Origin of the sequence: Alcaligenes faecalis, assembly GCF_041521385.1 — a bacterium.
Classification (GTDB): domain Bacteria; phylum Pseudomonadota; class Gammaproteobacteria; order Burkholderiales; family Burkholderiaceae_B; genus Alcaligenes; species Alcaligenes faecalis_E.
In genome coordinates this window covers 1,834,763-1,848,591 of record NZ_CP168006.1, presented here as the reverse complement: position 1 = coordinate 1,848,591, position 13,829 = coordinate 1,834,763, and the positions used below count along the sequence as shown (strand labels likewise).

At 49.5% G+C, this 13,829-nt stretch carries 13 protein-coding genes; 6 read left to right on the top strand and 7 right to left on the bottom strand.

The features are described 5' to 3' along the window. Window positions 1-28: 28 nt before the first annotated feature. Complete coding sequence (locus ACDI13_RS08330) at window positions 29-1,264, bottom strand: flippase (RefSeq protein WP_316988301.1); 1,236 nt, start codon at window positions 1,262-1,264, stop codon at window positions 29-31. Then, entirely contained in the window at window positions 1,261-2,532 is a 1,272-nt protein-coding gene (locus tag ACDI13_RS08325) for an O-antigen ligase family protein (RefSeq protein WP_316988300.1), read from the bottom strand. The genes ACDI13_RS08330 and ACDI13_RS08325 overlap by 4 nt, the downstream gene beginning before the upstream one ends. Before the next feature lie 267 nt (window positions 2,533-2,799). Between ACDI13_RS08325 and ACDI13_RS08320 the strand changes: the two genes are divergently transcribed. Continuing rightward, window positions 2,800-4,071, top strand: coding sequence for an exopolysaccharide biosynthesis polyprenyl glycosylphosphotransferase (locus ACDI13_RS08320; RefSeq protein WP_316988299.1), 1,272 nt, complete (start codon window positions 2,800-2,802; stop codon window positions 4,069-4,071). Here ACDI13_RS08320 and ACDI13_RS08315 read toward each other — a convergent pair. Both ACDI13_RS08315 and ACDI13_RS08310 read right to left on the bottom strand, forming a co-directional pair. Beyond that, the gene (locus ACDI13_RS08315) at window positions 4,068-4,928 is read right to left on the bottom strand and encodes a glycosyltransferase family 2 protein (protein WP_316988298.1); all 861 of its coding nucleotides are present in this window, start codon (window positions 4,926-4,928) and stop codon (window positions 4,068-4,070) included. The two genes, ACDI13_RS08320 and ACDI13_RS08315, sit on opposite strands and share 4 nt — an antisense overlap. A gap of 4 nt (window positions 4,929-4,932) precedes the next feature. Continuing rightward, window positions 4,933-5,691 (bottom strand): glycosyltransferase family 2 protein, encoded by a 759-nt coding sequence (locus ACDI13_RS08310; protein WP_316988297.1) that lies wholly within the window; start codon window positions 5,689-5,691, stop codon window positions 4,933-4,935. A gap of 308 nt (window positions 5,692-5,999) precedes the next feature. Between ACDI13_RS08310 and ACDI13_RS08305 the strand changes: the two genes are divergently transcribed. Continuing rightward, complete coding sequence (locus tag ACDI13_RS08305) at window positions 6,000-6,797, top strand: glycosyltransferase family 2 protein (protein ID WP_316988296.1); 798 nt, start codon at window positions 6,000-6,002, stop codon at window positions 6,795-6,797. 23 nt (window positions 6,798-6,820) lie between these two features. Here the strand turns inward: ACDI13_RS08305 and ACDI13_RS08300 are convergent, their stop codons facing one another. Together ACDI13_RS08300 and ACDI13_RS08295 are read right to left on the bottom strand one after the other, a co-directional pair. After that, entirely contained in the window at window positions 6,821-7,819 is a 999-nt protein-coding gene (locus tag ACDI13_RS08300; RefSeq protein WP_316988295.1) for an EpsG family protein, read from the bottom strand. A gap of 93 nt (window positions 7,820-7,912) precedes the next feature. Next, a complete protein-coding gene (locus tag ACDI13_RS08295) occupies window positions 7,913-9,016 on the bottom strand; it encodes a Wzz/FepE/Etk N-terminal domain-containing protein (RefSeq protein ID WP_316988294.1) in 1,104 nt (367 codons plus the stop codon). A 230-nt stretch (window positions 9,017-9,246) separates the two neighbouring features. Between ACDI13_RS08295 and ACDI13_RS08290 the strand changes: the two genes are divergently transcribed. Genes ACDI13_RS08290 through hpaI form a run of 4 tightly spaced genes read left to right on the top strand, consistent with a single transcriptional unit; the run spans window position 9,247 to window position 12,672 of the window. Continuing rightward, window positions 9,247-10,260: an ABC transporter substrate-binding protein gene (locus ACDI13_RS08290; protein WP_316988293.1), complete on the top strand. Its 1,014-nt coding sequence runs from the start codon at window positions 9,247-9,249 to the stop codon at window positions 10,258-10,260. Next, window positions 10,260-11,087: an ABC transporter permease subunit gene (locus ACDI13_RS08285; RefSeq protein WP_316988292.1), complete on the top strand. Its 828-nt coding sequence runs from the start codon at window positions 10,260-10,262 to the stop codon at window positions 11,085-11,087. Before ACDI13_RS08290 ends, ACDI13_RS08285 begins: the two co-directional genes overlap by 1 nt. After that, entirely contained in the window at window positions 11,063-11,806 is a 744-nt protein-coding gene (locus tag ACDI13_RS08280; protein ID WP_316988291.1) for an ABC transporter ATP-binding protein, read from the top strand. The genes ACDI13_RS08285 and ACDI13_RS08280 overlap by 25 nt, the downstream gene beginning before the upstream one ends. A 59-nt stretch (window positions 11,807-11,865) precedes the next feature. Continuing rightward, window positions 11,866-12,672: a 4-hydroxy-2-oxoheptanedioate aldolase gene (gene hpaI, locus ACDI13_RS08275; RefSeq protein WP_316988290.1), complete on the top strand. Its 807-nt coding sequence runs from the start codon at window positions 11,866-11,868 to the stop codon at window positions 12,670-12,672. Between the two features lie 120 nt (window positions 12,673-12,792). Here hpaI and ACDI13_RS08270 read toward each other — a convergent pair whose 3' ends face one another. Beyond that, window positions 12,793-13,680, bottom strand: a complete 888-nt coding sequence (locus ACDI13_RS08270) for a LysR substrate-binding domain-containing protein (RefSeq protein WP_316988289.1) — start codon at window positions 13,678-13,680, stop codon at window positions 12,793-12,795. Between the last annotated feature and the right edge of the window lie 149 nt (window positions 13,681-13,829).

The window sequence follows — 13,829 nt, the reverse complement described above, 5'->3', positions numbered from 1 at the left end:
ACAAAAGATAAGACTCGGACAGTGAGAATTAGCGGTATCGTTTGGACAACAGGACAAGTGCCAGGCAATCTACACTGACTCGTATCGTCCATGCCAGTGCTGCGCCGATGACGCCCCACCGATTGATACTCAAATAGAGCAGCCCTAAATAAGGCATGATCTCGGCCAGGTGCAGCAAGGCGGTGACACGTGAGTGGCCAGCTGCTTGAATGACGGTGTATGGGATCTGCGCAACGGCATTAAAGAAAAAACCGACCAACAGAATCTGAAGTACCGGAACGGCATCTCCCAGAAAGTCCTGTCCTAACCATAAAAGTAGAATCCACTTTGCCAGTAAAATGCCTGTTAGTGAAATGGCACCACATACACCACATAGCAGCAGGTAGGATAACCGTGTTTCATTGCCAGTGCCGCTGCGTGCGCTGAGCACGGGGAAGATGACTCTGACCACTGACCCAGGTATGGCCAGTAGTCGGGTGATTGCTTCTGCTGGCCCAGTGTAAAAGGCCACGACTTTGGCTCCATTCATTGTAGAGAGCAGAAAACGATCAAAATATACCATTAGGGGGCTGATTAAATTGCTGACGGTTAGCCAGCCGCCGAAACGGAAAAGGGAAAACGCTGTTGCTGTTTTCCACTGCAACAAATACCTGCGAGATGAGCCGGGTAAGCTCCAGATATAGGCGATCAGGGCAGTTAGTAAACGGCCAAAGAAGAGCCCCCAGACAGCGTGGCTCAAATCAGCATGCATCCAGACGCCAATCAATGGAAAAATAGCGAGAAAGATTCCGCTGAGAGTTCTGAGCATATTAAGAAGGCGAAAATTGGACATGCCTTCCAAGTAGGAAAACCATACCGAGCTCAGTAGTACGAGGGGAATGGTCACGGCTAGTATGGAAAAAGCTCGCGCACTGTCTGTCTGGTACTCAGGGCTGATTGAAAGCAACTGAACCAGCGTGGTATTGAACCCAGTGATAAGTAGTAATGCTAGCAAGCTGCTTGCAGCGACAAGGATAGTCGAGGTACCCAGGATGCTATGGATGCCTGCTGGGTTGTCTTGCTCTATGGCAACGGAACGAATGACGGCACGACTGATACCGAGGTCAAACAGACTGGCGTAGCCAACGACTGCAAAAAACAAGGTGAAAATACCAAACTGCTCGACGCCTAATAGACGAGCAATAGCGCCCATTGCTGGAATGGCAATAATGAGTGGAGCAGCATATCCCGCTAAGTTCCAGAAAGAGTTTTTAATTAAACTCATTGTTTGGATAAGGACGCACGAGTGTTAGCGATGTTACTGAAGTTCATGAGACTCCAAAAAATAGAAAGAGCTAGAAGAAAAAATAATAATGTATTATTTCTTTCCATCATGTTTTGTGTGAGGTTGGATATTGAGTAAACCACAATAAGGATAGATCCATTAATGGCTGATTGTTGTTTTAATGGATTTTTGTGGAGAATATTTTTGGCAAAATAGAAAAAACAAAAAACAAATAAAGAAACCAAAAGAAATAAGCCGCTAATGCCAAAATGCAGCCATGTTTCAATATAGTTATTGTGTGAATTTGCTAGGCCGAGAATAATCGGAGCGTCGGCCCTGTTTAGTGTGAGCTGTTCCAGTGCTTTTTGATGTTCAGTATCGGACCAGCCCGCAATAGGGCGTTGCTTGATTAACTCCCAGTTAGCTTGCCATATTGCTAGGCGAGCGCCGATTGATGTATTAGCGTTGCCTTCCTGGAATTGAGTAATGTCTTGGGTAGCCAGTTTATATCGTTCTTGAACAAAGGGGCTTTGTGTCAGCAGGGCGCCGGCAAGGATGACCGCCAGCGCACCGCTTGTGATGCTGCGCACAGCATAGCGTTTGGGTGTGTATCCGATAAACAGTATGGCAAGGGCGAGGGGTAACGCAATCCATCCTCCTCGGCTACCAGAAGCCAGAGAGGCGAACAAGCCTGCGAGGGCTCCTAAGGCATAGAGAGCGGCAGGGCCTCGCTTGAACTCTTTGGTACGCCATTGGGCAAGTAAAGCCGTCATGCAAAACAGTCCAAGCAGGAGGGCAATATTGCCAAACTGAATGGCGCCGGTATAGCCATAAACCCTGCCATTGTGAAGTTCACCTCCTAATTGTGCGTAAACTAGCCATAGGGAGGACAGGCTGCCCAATGCAAAGGAGGCTGAGATCCAGTCAGGTTTGAGTGTTACCTTGCTCAAGGCATACAGGATGGGCAGTAGCAGCACGTAGCGGCTGATCAGGTCAAGCTGACGGACGGCATCACCGTGATAAAGCCACATGGCAAACCCGTTCAGGAAGATCAAGAGCAACAGTACAGGCAGCCCTTTGTTAAATGAACTTGCCGGGTTGGGTTGGAGGGAGCGTAGTAAGCACAATGCCAGCGAGCTGACTAACAATAGGCCTGCCGCAATGGCATATACGTTCCGAGTCGATAGAATACTGGCGAAAAACAGTGAAAAACCCAGGTTAATACCTAAATGTGCGTATGTGGCAAAATTGAAAGAAGGTCGTTGCATGGTGGGCTGTATTGTACGCGTAGGTTTATTGGGTGTTGACTATTGTTAAACGGTCTGAAAAAGGTTGCTGTAGGTTACAATTTACAAAGCTTAGCATCCACAGCAATCATGAAGATGAGATAACTTAGGAATTATTTTAATAGTAGTGATTCTCATTTATATAGATAAATATAAGCGTTTTCGCGATGCGCCCAATATTTAGTTGTAACACCCTATGCGTATAATGTTTTTTGACTCCAACTTGAAATATTGGACCACCGATTCAGAATGAGCCAGTTAAAAATTCGTCGATTTCAGCGTTTGCATGAGTTGCTGTTGCTGTCTCTGCCTATTTCCCTGTTATGTGGCTTGTTGGTGACGGTCGTTGCCCCCGCCTTAGGTTTGTGGGGAACGCGCGTTTTGCTCCATCCAGATGTGGGGCAGTTAACAGCATGGATATTAACCAGTTGTGCTTTTGTCGTCAGCAAGCTAAGTATTAATAAAAGTTCGTCTGACTATCCAGGGGCTCATAGTGCGTGGCTTATTGCGCCCACGGTGCTCTGTGTGTACATCCTGCTGTATGTGGTGACGTTTTTCTTTCGCTTTGATGCATCGCGGGCCCTGTTGCTAAGTAGCGGTGTCTTGTCCGTTTGCTGGCTGCATCTTGAGTATTTTTTGACTAGTCGATATCGCATTGTCAAATTAGCGGTGTTACCTGGTGGCGAGGCAGATTTCCTGACTGGGCTGCCAGGCTTGGACGTCCGTTATATTTCTGATTTTGATCTTACTGGGCGACGGTTTGATGGGGTTGTGGCAGATTTTTCGTGTCTGGATGCGAATGGCGAGCGTTTTCTAACTCGCTGTGCATTGCAACGGATTGCTGTATACAGTGCCCGACAGGTTTTTGAGTCGGTGACCGGACGCGTGCGGATTGATCGAATGTCTGAGAACAATATCGGCTCGTTGCTGCCCTCGCGTCAATATGAGATAAGCAAGACCGTTTTCGATTACACGATTGTCTTGTTGAGCTCTGTTATTGTAGTGCCCGTGTGCCTGCTAACGGCGTTGGCGATTCGACTGGAAAGCCCGGGCAAGGCGATCTACTCGCAAGTGCGAGTAGGGCAAGGTAACCGTCCTTTCACCATATACAAGCTGCGCAGCATGCGTTTTGATCGAGACGCATGTGAGCAGTTTGCAGGGGAAGATGATCCGCGTATTACGCGTGTAGGGCGGATTATTCGTAAATTGCGTATTGATGAGCTGCCGCAGTTCTATAACGTATTGCGCGGGGATATGAGTCTGATTGGTCCGCGGCCAGAGCAACCGTCTTTTGTGAGGGAGTTTGACGAACTGATTCCTTTTTATAGTTACCGTCATGTCGTCAAACCTGGTATTACGGGCTGGGCGCAGGTTCGACATGGGTATGTTTCCAATGCAGAAGATACCCGGGTCAAGATTCAGCACGATCTTTACTATATTAAGAACTGTTCGATCATGCTGGATCTCTACATTACCTTTCTGACACTAAAGACGATGGCTACAGGTTTTGGAGCACGTTAGGCTCTTGATGACAGGCGTTTCTTGACCCAGTTTTTTAGCGGTTGCAAAGTGCCGTGAATCAGATGGTAGAGGCGATGCAAGACGGGCCCCCAGCGCCTGTAGTGCTTGTTCAGATAGATTTTCATCCCGTCGCTATAACAACGGCCCCGGAATGACTCGTCTGTAAATGTACCACCTGACTCGTGCAAGTAACGTGCGGCAGGGACATGGATAGAAGCAATGCCTTGTTGCCTTGCCCGATACTGCAGGTCTGTTTCTTCAAAGTAGAGAAAGAAAGACTCGTCAAAGCCGTGAAGCTGCTGAAATTGCTCGCGACCGATTAGTAGTAAGGAGCCAGAAACATAGTCTACCTGGTGAGGTTCTGTGCGGGTGTACGAAGGAGTCAGTAGGCGCCCCAGCCCGAATGCTTTGAGAAGTAGTGTCCGTGGTGTGGGAAAGTGCTCGTAGGCATAACTTGGTTTGCCTTGGCTATCGACGGATAAGCCCCCTAGAATGGGCTGTGGCCCCGAACGGGGTACTGCCAAATACTGCTGAAAGATCTCGATCACATTGCAGAGTAACTGGGCATCAGGATTAAGCAGCAGGATTTGAGGGGCATCGGTGTGGCTTGCACCGATATTGCAGCCTTTTCCAAACCCGTTGTTTGCGCCCGTGCGCAGTAGTTGAATCTGCGGGTAGCGTTGCTCGATCTGATCACAGCTATTATCACTGGAGCCATTATCCACGACGGTAATGCGATAAGTATTGGGTGTACTGTGCCGCTCGATACTCGCTATGGTCTCCAGAATCTGGTGACCGCCGTTGTAATTGACGAGCAGTATGTCTACCCAGGCTGCGGTCTGTGATGAAACATTCATGGGATTAAAGTCTTTTGAGGATGGCTTTGCTGAGGTAATGCAGCATCAGATACGTGCTGTAAGGCGCAGACAGGCCCAGATGCTTGCGGTAGATTTCCCAAGTCCATTGAACCGATTTAAATTTGTTTGATGACAATGAGGTATGGCCTACTCGGTAGGCTGCCAAGGGTTCGGATACTGCGCAGACTGTGCCCGCTTTACGCGTGATTTCCAGCCACATGAGATAGTCTTCGTGGCGAATGGGCTGCTGATAAAATTTACCCAGTGCTTGGCAGTCGTACATTCCAGTCAGATTGCCGATGACATTGCCTTGAAGAAGCTGGTGATAGCTGGTGTATTGAGGGGGGGATGAGGTGCTCAGCCACTGTCCAGGCTCTCGGAATCGGTAATACGCGCTAGTGCAAACCAGTTTGCTGGTGACGTGCATTAGCTCGAGCTGTTTTTCCAGCTTTTCAGGTAGCCATAAGTCGTCTGAGTCCAGAAAAGCGATGTATTGTCCTTGGGCAAGTTCTATCCCGGCATTACGGGCCCGAGCAACACCCCCATTAGTTTCACACTGTATTAAACGGATTCTGGCATCTTCTTGGGCCAGATCCTGCATGACTTGACTCGTGTTGTCGGTCGAGCAGTCGTTAATGATCAAAAGCTCAAGATGAGGGTAGGTCTGCTCAAGTACAGAGCGAGCAGAATCGACCAGAGTAGCTTGAGCGTTGTAGGCCGGCATGATGACACTGACAAGAGGGGGGGCGGTTTGTGATGTCATGAATTTCGAATAGAGATACGGGATCTTCAAGTATGGCCTTATATGGCGTTTCTACATATGTTACCCGTACAGTCTTGGGTAAGGGATGATCCTGCTTATGACGTCACCTAGGTAAGGGCCGGCGGTAGGTCGCGTATCGGGGGAAGGAAATAGAAGTTCCTGGAAGCGCGTGGGTACAAGATTGATAAGTTCTACGCTTAATGTTCCCTCGCTTATGGGAGGGGGGAAGTAAGCTGATTCTATAATATGGCGTTCCATCTTTAAGTAATTTTTTTGATCATCTATATTATATTTTTAGGTTTTGAGAATTGTCAAAAATATCTGTTTTAATTCCAACGCATAAGCCGGGTGGATATATTTCTGCCTGCTTAAATAGCATTAATTGTCAAACTTTAGGAAAGGAGTCTTTTAAGGTTTATATTGCATTAAATGGATCTGAGGATTGTTTTTTTTTCTATTTGAAGGAAGTGTTAGAGAAGAGTTGTTTTGAATTTGAATTGTTCAATTTGCCAGAGTCAGGGGTGTCGATGGCAAGGAATTTTCTTATTGAAAACTCTAAAGAGGATTACATTGTTTTCATTGATGATGATGATGTAATCAGTGAAAATTATTTGGAAGGGCTTTTGGCTAAATCTTCTGATGAGGCTATGGGTATAGCTAACTCATATAATTTTGAATCTGACCTAGGTGATTTGAAGGAAAATTATATAGGTAAATGTTTCGAGAGACTGCCGGAGGTGACTTGTTCAAAGTACAAATCTAGGAAATATTTTTCCTCTCCATGTGCCAAATTAATACATAGAAATATGATAGGGGAAACTAGGTTTGATGAGAATCTTAAGATTGGGGAAGACTCTTTATTTATGGCAAAAATTTCAAATAAAATAAAAAGAGTTGTGAAGGCTGATCGAGATGTTTGTTATTATGTTTATGAGAGAATGGGTTCTGTTACCAGAAGGGGGGTAAAGAAAAAAAATGAAATTAATCGTATTCTTTATTTATTAAGAGAATATTTAAAAATGTTGTTTTCGATGGAATACAATTTATTGTTTATAGTTAGTAGGATCGTTGCGACATTAATTCATGGAAAAAAATTAATTATATAGTTTTTTATATGGAAGGTTGGGTTTTATTCGGGGCGATGGATTTCTATTTGCAGGGATTTTTTGATGACAAAATCTCGTTGAAATTTATCTAAAAGAAAAAATGGTTGGTATTGGTTCAAAAAATCCCGCTCGGGATTCTTATGTGCAAGGTAGAGCGAGAGGCTCATTGTAAATGCACAGGCTGCAATGAAAGCACCACGCAGGAATGGGGTTTTTTTGTAAAACACTATTCCGAATAAGAGTGGGTGAACCGCCAGTAGTGCCCAGCTTATTCTTGATATATGAATTCCAAAAGGAAGGGCTGCCGAGAAGAGTAGAATCCCAATGAAATAACAATGAAATAAGAAGATATGATTACTTTTTTCGAATATGTATTTTCTGTTTATCAAAAAGAAGATGTATATCAAGGAAAGTAAAGCATAAATCTTGAGGCCGCTGCTTGAGAGGTGCAAGGTAAAGTAGCTGGTGTATAGGCCTGTGTATTGCGAGACAGCGGTAATTAGCAATGGTCCTAATGTTAGAAAGCAAGCCCACACTAGCACATAGATGGGCCAAGAGTGCGGTTTGGATAACCAACGTCTTAGTATCACCAGAGGGAAGAGGACCAGGATTGATTTATGAAACAGAGCTGCAATTAGCAGCCAAGCCATAGAAATTAATGTGCGACGATGGATGTTGCTGGCAACATAAACAAAAATCGCGATAGCGATAAATTGACGAATCACTCCTAAGCTATCCAAAAACGCGATAGGTAGGCCTAGAAAGGCAAAAATACCTACCGGATGCCATTGGTAGAGCCGGCTGTAGCGATCGAACGCGAGATAGTAGAACGTTGCGATCAAGGCGCTGGATAGAATAAATAACAGAACAGGATCGGTGTGATGGCCAATATCCATCAGAGTACGGGATAAAGGCTCGAACCAGTTGTAGTCATCTTTTTGGCTAAGATCATAATAAACAGGGTAGTCATATCCTGCATTGAAGCGTATGCCAGAAAAAATGCACAGTATTAGCAGCGACAAGAAAACTTGGAGCCTGAGAGAGACTCCAAGTAGGTAGAGGTAAAGCAGTGCCAGAAAGAGAAAGAGGTAGTAGATCACAGTAAGTGTGTGAGGTTACTGAGTTAGAGTCGTTGATCTTTTTCTGAATAAATACGACAGTCTGGTCAAAATATAAAGACAGGCCATGCCGAAGCCACCTAGTAGGCCTATGGCCAGAGTTATTAACGTACGTGGTTTATAAGGTGTGCTTGGTTCAATAGCGGGCTGATCTATGGTCGCAACTTGCCCTGAAAGTTGAGCCACATCGATGCTGCTTAACAAGTCCAGCTTAGCTTTTAGCAGTGGCAGGGTAGGAATATAAGGATCATTATTCTGGCGCTCTTGGAGTGTATCTAGTTGTGCTTGCAAAGCTTTTGCACCGCGCAAGTACAAGTTGTCTCCTGCATAAGAAGTAATGAGATTACCCGTAGAGGAAGGCTGTTCCAGCCCAATGCTCAGGGCAATTTCATGGGCGTCCTTTATGCGCGAAATTTGTGCCTGTCGTTCTGTTTCAGCAAATAAGCGCAGAGCAGTGATTTGGGAACCGGTTGTCTTTTTCTCCAGATCTGCCGTGCTTTGCACTGTTTGCAGAACTTCAGCACGGCTCTTTTGCAACGCCATGGCAACGAACTGGTTTGTCCAGGTCTTGGCTAACTGGGGATCTCGATGACTTAGGGTGACCTCTGCTGTTGGTACACCATTCGGGTTGGAGTTTACGATATTGAGGTCTTGCGAAAATTGTTCTCGTAGTATTTCTCTTTCCTGGGCGGGTAAATCCGCGTTGTTCAGATGAGCGAGATAAACCGTTTCGAAAAAATCGTCGAGGGTCTTTGGGGAGTTCAGATGCCGGGTGAAAATTTGAAAAGCAGCTTCTGGAGTAAGTTCGGCAAGATGGTGTTTGCTCGCTTCTCGGATCTGCTCATTAAGAATGTCGTCTGTTTCAGGGCCCAGGGTGCGAATGGCGGTATTGAAATGGACCAGGTCAGTGGGGGTGGGTGGAGTTAAAGTGGAGTGCGCCCGAAAGCGGGGTTCTGCTATGAACAGGTAAGCAGCCGCGCATAATATGCCCGCCAACGATAGCAGGACAACAGGCAATTTGTTATCGCGTAGTGCATCCAGAACATCAAAGATCGTAGGGCCTTGTTCAACTGAAGAGGGGGGGATAGACGGACTAGTCAAGCGAAAGCTCCTCTGATGGGGAAAGCTATGCACCAATTTAGGCGCTCGGTCTTAGTATGCTCGTTATTGTATAGCGGGATGTGAGAAGGAATCCTACCAACCATACGGGGTTCGACCAGTAGTTACAGCTATGAGCAGAAGATCTTATATTTTCTGTGGTTATTAACAAATAAAGATACGTCTCCCCAACAGGTTTAAGCTTCAGTTTTCGCCTGTTTCACGAGATCCTTATGTTTTCCCGTTATTTAGCCCCTGGCCTTCTTGCTCTGTCTGTCTCCTTCTCTGCACAGGCTGCCGAGCAAGCTCTGGAGATCGGCTATTTACCCATCATGCCTGCGGCTCAATTGTTCGTGGGCTTAGGGTCTGGCGACTTATTGCCGCAGGGACAACCGGACCCCAAGCTGGTCCAGTTTCAAAGCGGCCCCGCGCTGACTCAAGCTCTGATCGCTGGTCAGTTGGACGTCGCCTATGTGGGGATTGGCCCCGCTTTGGTGGCCAAGGCTAAAGAGGCCGACGTCAAAGTGGTCGCGTCCAATATCGTGGAGCAGGTTAGTGTGGTGGCTATTGGCGATCTGGCCGCTTATCTGGATGCCGATAAGCCTGATTTCGCAGCCGCAGTGGCCAAGTTCACTCAGGAGAAGGGCCATAAGCCCAAGGTGGCCAGCTACCCCAAAGGGGCGGTGCCTGAGGCTGCCTTGCAGTATTGGCTGCGCAATATGCTGAAAGTCGACCCGGATGTGGTCGAGGTTATTTACCAAGGTGAGGCTCAGATTCAGCAGGCGCTCAGCAATCATGCTGTTGATGCCGCTGCCATCCTGGAGCCTACGGTCAGCCAGATTCTACAGCGTCAGCCTGATACCAAAATCGTGGCCCACGGCAGTCAGTTGTTTCCCAATGAGCCTGGCTCGGTGCTGTTGGTGCGTGAGGGTTTGATCAAGTCCCATCCTGATCTGGTTCAGCACTTGGTAAATGCTCACCTGCGTGCCACGGCCATGCTGCGCGACGAACCTGCCAAGGCAACGCCTTATGTGCAAAAGTATGTAGGCGGTGGTCGTTTACCTAAAGACATTGTGCAGGCCGCTATCGAGCGTTCGCGCGATCAATTTCAGCCAGACCCTCACAAGATTATTGACGGCACGGTTCAGTTGCAGGATTTCCAGGTTTCGTTAGGCACACTGGCGACCAAGCTGGATGATGTCCAAAGCCTGTTTGACGTTCGCTTTTATGAGAAGGCAGCACCGTAATGAGCGTTGCGAAACAAGCCAGTTTGCCCGCCGCGGCACCTGCACCTGCCGGTGCCTGGGTTGATGCCTTGTGGCGTCGCGGTCTGGAGCGGGTTGTCTACGGGATCGCCGGTTTGGCCTTGTTTATCGTGGTGTGGCGCCTGGCGTATGCCTATGGCTGGGCTCCGCGTGGTACTTTGCCTGATCCCTTGAGTCTGCCCTCGGCCTTGCTCCAGGAGATTGAGGCCGGTCGTCTCTGGCCTGCAGCTCAGTCCAGTCTGGTGCATTATTTCTGGGGCTTGGGCGTAGGCACTTTCTTGGGCATTGCTTTTGGTCTGGCGGCGGCAACGATCCATCGCTTTGATTTGTTGCAAGCTTATTTGGTTCGCTTGCTGCGTCCGATCCCGCCGCTGGCCTGGGTCGTATTTGCCATTGCCTGGTTCAAGGTCAGCCATACTGGTGCAGCCTTTGTGATTGCAATCGGTGTGTTCTGGCTGAACTACTTTGCGACTTACAGTGCCGTGCGCTCAGTCGATCCCCGTTATTACGAGCTGGCTGCCGCTTTTGGGCATAACTCCTATTTTGCTCGTGCCTGGACGGTGGTTTTGCCAGCGATCAGCCCCGGCTTGTTGAGCGGTGTGCGTGCCGGTATCGGCCAGGCCTGGATGACGCTGATTGCGGCTGAATTGCTGGGTGTGCCTGGCATGGGTCAGGAAATGAATGCCGCTGCGGGTGTGGGTGCTTACGATGCGGTTGTGGTCTACATGCTGATTATCTCGGTGGTTTACACCGTGTGCGACATGCTTTTTCTGGCTTTCAACAAATGGGTACTTCAGTGGCAGCCTTGATTCAGTTTCAGGGGTTTGGTTTTCAATACCCTGGTGCGCCTGCTCCTGTGATCCGCGATGTGAATCTGGACGTTCAGGCAGGACATTTTGTGGCGATTGTGGGCGGTTCAGGCGTCGGCAAAAGCACCTTGTTGCGCGCCGCGGCCGGTTTGAGCCAGCCCAGCTTTGGGCACCTGCGTTCCAAGCTGCAAGATAGTCCTGGCCGTCGGGCCAATGCCTTTGTGTTTCAGGACAGCCGTCTTTTGCCGTGGCGGCGTATCGCTTCCAACGTGGCCTATGGTTTGGAAGGTTTGGGCCTGTCGCGTCAAGAGCGCGCTCAGCGTGTGGACGCTGCCTTGAATCAGGTGGGTTTGACGCATTTGAAAGACCGCTGGCCGCATCAACTCTCGGGCGGTCAGGTGCAGCGAGTCGGGATTGCTCGTGCCTTGGCCGTACAGCCGGATTTGCTCTTGATGGATGAACCTTTCTCTGCGGTCGATGCCTTGACCCGTCAAGCCTTGCAGGATGAGCTGGTGCAAGTGTGGCAGCGCAGTTCGGCAGCGGTTCTGTTCGTGACGCATGATATTGATGAGGCCGTTTTTCTGGCCGATACCATTATCGTTTTGGGTGGCAGCCCGGCTGGTGTCAGTGCCCGGATTGAGGTGGACTTGCCACGCCCGCGAGATCGCACGGCGCCTCGCTTTGGGGAACTGGTGAAAGAGGTCGGTCAGGCCTTGTAATCTGCTTTGTGCGCCTTACACTGCTGGTTTGACGCCTAAGCAGATGGCAAGGAGAGGACATGAAGCACCCGGTAAACACATTCAAGCAGGCCTTGCAACAGGGCAAGTCCCAGATCGGTTTGTGGCATGGTTTGGCCAGCCCTTATGTGGCAGACCTGTGTGCGGGTCTGGGCTATGACTGGATCTTACTGGATGGCGAGCACGTTCCCAATACGGTGCAGACTTTACTGGCGCAGTTGCAGGCGGTCTCGGCTCATCCCATTGCGCCTATTGTGCGCCCTAGTTGGAATGACCCCGTGCAGATCAAGCTGCTGCTGGATATGGGGGCTCAGAATCTGTTGATTCCCATGGTGCAAAACGCCGAACAGGCCAAAGCGGCTGTTGCCGCGACACGTTATCCTCCGCACGGTATTCGAGGGGTGGGGGCGGCTTTGGCGCGTGCTGCTCGCTGGGGGGAGACCACGGACTATGTAGCGCGAGCCAATCAGGAAATGTGCGTGATCTGTCAGGTGGAAACGCGTGAGGCACTGGATAATCTGGACGAAATTCTGGCGGTAGAGGGCGTGGACGGTATTTTCATCGGACCGGCGGACTTGGCGGCCAGCATGGGGTATTTGACTGAACCAGGGCACCCGGACGTGTTGTCAGCGATCGAGGACGCGATTGTGCGTATCAGCAAGGCTGGCAAGGCCCCCGGAATTTTGCAGGCAAATGTCGAGGCAGCGCATCACTATTTGTCTTTGGGTGCCTTGTTTGTGGCCGTAGGGGTGGATGCAGTGTTGTTGCGACAGGCGGCAACGGCGTTGTTGGGTCAATTCAAGGATGAAGTTGAGGTGCCAGTTGCTCAGCCCGGCGCAGCTTATTGACGCTTGTTTGCTCGCCAGGCTTCTTGCGGATAGCTGCTCTGTCTCAGTTATTTTGCAAAGGCCGGGCCTGCTTATTAGACGATATGACCTTGGCCGTAGCACCGGCTAAGGTCGGCTTTCTTAAGCGCCGCTCTCGAGCAGGAAGCTCAGCAAGCTTTCTGCGCTCGGTTGCAGGTCACTGCGGCGGCGCACACTGATTAGAATTTCTCGCTGGCTCCACTTTTCGTCCAGCTCAATCACGCGGGTATTGGGAATCTGATAAATGCTGGCGCTCTTGCGCGGCAAGATGCCAATACCCATGCCAGCATTAATTAATAAGCACATGGCGTCGTAGCCAGAAACCTCAGTCCGGATGCGCACGGAACGGTTGGCTTCCATAGCGGTTTTGGTGATCTGGTAATGCAGTTGCGTACCAGTCAGCAGCGTAATTTGCTCATGCTCTAGTGTTTGCTCGAAGCGGATTTTTTCATGCTGAGCCAAGGGGTGTTGGATAGGCACCAGCACCACCAGTTTGTCACTGCGAAACGGGTAGGCTTCGATGTCGGCTGTGTAGGGCAGGCGGGTAAACACGCCCAGGTCGGCTTTCCCTTCCGCCAGGGCCCGAATAATGTCCAGGCTGGTCTGCTCTTCCAGTTGCAGGGGAATAGCGGGGTGCAAACGCCCAAACTCACCCAGCGGCTCGGCCAGAAACTGAGAAATAGCGGATGTATTGGCCAGGATATGTACCAGCCCCTGTTGGCCTTGTGAGAACGCTTGAAGGCGTGTCTCGATCTCTTGCGCGCTATTGAGTAAGGCGCGTGAACGGTACAGCAGCTCCAGGCCTGCTGCGGTCGGGCTGACGCCTTTGTTGGTGCGTAGCAGCAGTGTTGTATTCAGAGATTGCTCCAGATCTGCAATCCGACGGCTGACTGCCGCGGCAGCAATATGCTCACGCTCTGCCGCTTGGCTGATCGTGCCTTCTTCCAGTATTCGGACAAACAGTTTGAGGGTCAGCAGGTCCAGTTTCATGCAGGCATCATATCGCTTTTTTTTGCTGATCTGCAGATGGGGCGACCGTGACCGCGCAGAGAGCCATCGTCCTAGGCTATATGGCTACTTCGCGTAGCATCTACATCCATGCCCATATAGACATCGTGGCAAAGGGTGTCATCAGTCTG

What these genes read in the sequence shown, in the direction of transcription:
- ACDI13_RS08330 (WP_316988301.1), bottom strand. Translation starts at nt 1,264, where the DNA reads ATGAGTTTAATTAAAAACTCTTTCTGGAACTTAGCGGGATATGCTGCT.
- ACDI13_RS08325 (WP_316988300.1), bottom strand. Translation starts at nt 2,532, where the DNA reads ATGCAACGACCTTCTTTCAATTTTGCCACATACGCACATTTAGGTATT.
- ACDI13_RS08320 (WP_316988299.1), top strand. Translation starts at nt 2,800, where the DNA reads ATGAGCCAGTTAAAAATTCGTCGATTTCAGCGTTTGCATGAGTTGCTG.
- ACDI13_RS08315 (WP_316988298.1), bottom strand. Translation starts at nt 4,928, where the DNA reads ATGAATGTTTCATCACAGACCGCAGCCTGGGTAGACATACTGCTCGTC.
- ACDI13_RS08310 (WP_316988297.1), bottom strand. Translation starts at nt 5,691, where the DNA reads ATGACATCACAAACCGCCCCCCCTCTTGTCAGTGTCATCATGCCGGCC.
- ACDI13_RS08290 (WP_316988293.1), top strand. Translation starts at nt 9,247, where the DNA reads ATGTTTTCCCGTTATTTAGCCCCTGGCCTTCTTGCTCTGTCTGTCTCC.
- ACDI13_RS08285 (WP_316988292.1), top strand. Translation starts at nt 10,260, where the DNA reads ATGAGCGTTGCGAAACAAGCCAGTTTGCCCGCCGCGGCACCTGCACCT.
- ACDI13_RS08280 (WP_316988291.1), top strand. Translation starts at nt 11,063, where the DNA reads ATGGGTACTTCAGTGGCAGCCTTGATTCAGTTTCAGGGGTTTGGTTTT.
- hpaI (WP_316988290.1), top strand. Translation starts at nt 11,866, where the DNA reads ATGAAGCACCCGGTAAACACATTCAAGCAGGCCTTGCAACAGGGCAAG.
- ACDI13_RS08270 (WP_316988289.1), bottom strand. Translation starts at nt 13,680, where the DNA reads ATGAAACTGGACCTGCTGACCCTCAAACTGTTTGTCCGAATACTGGAA.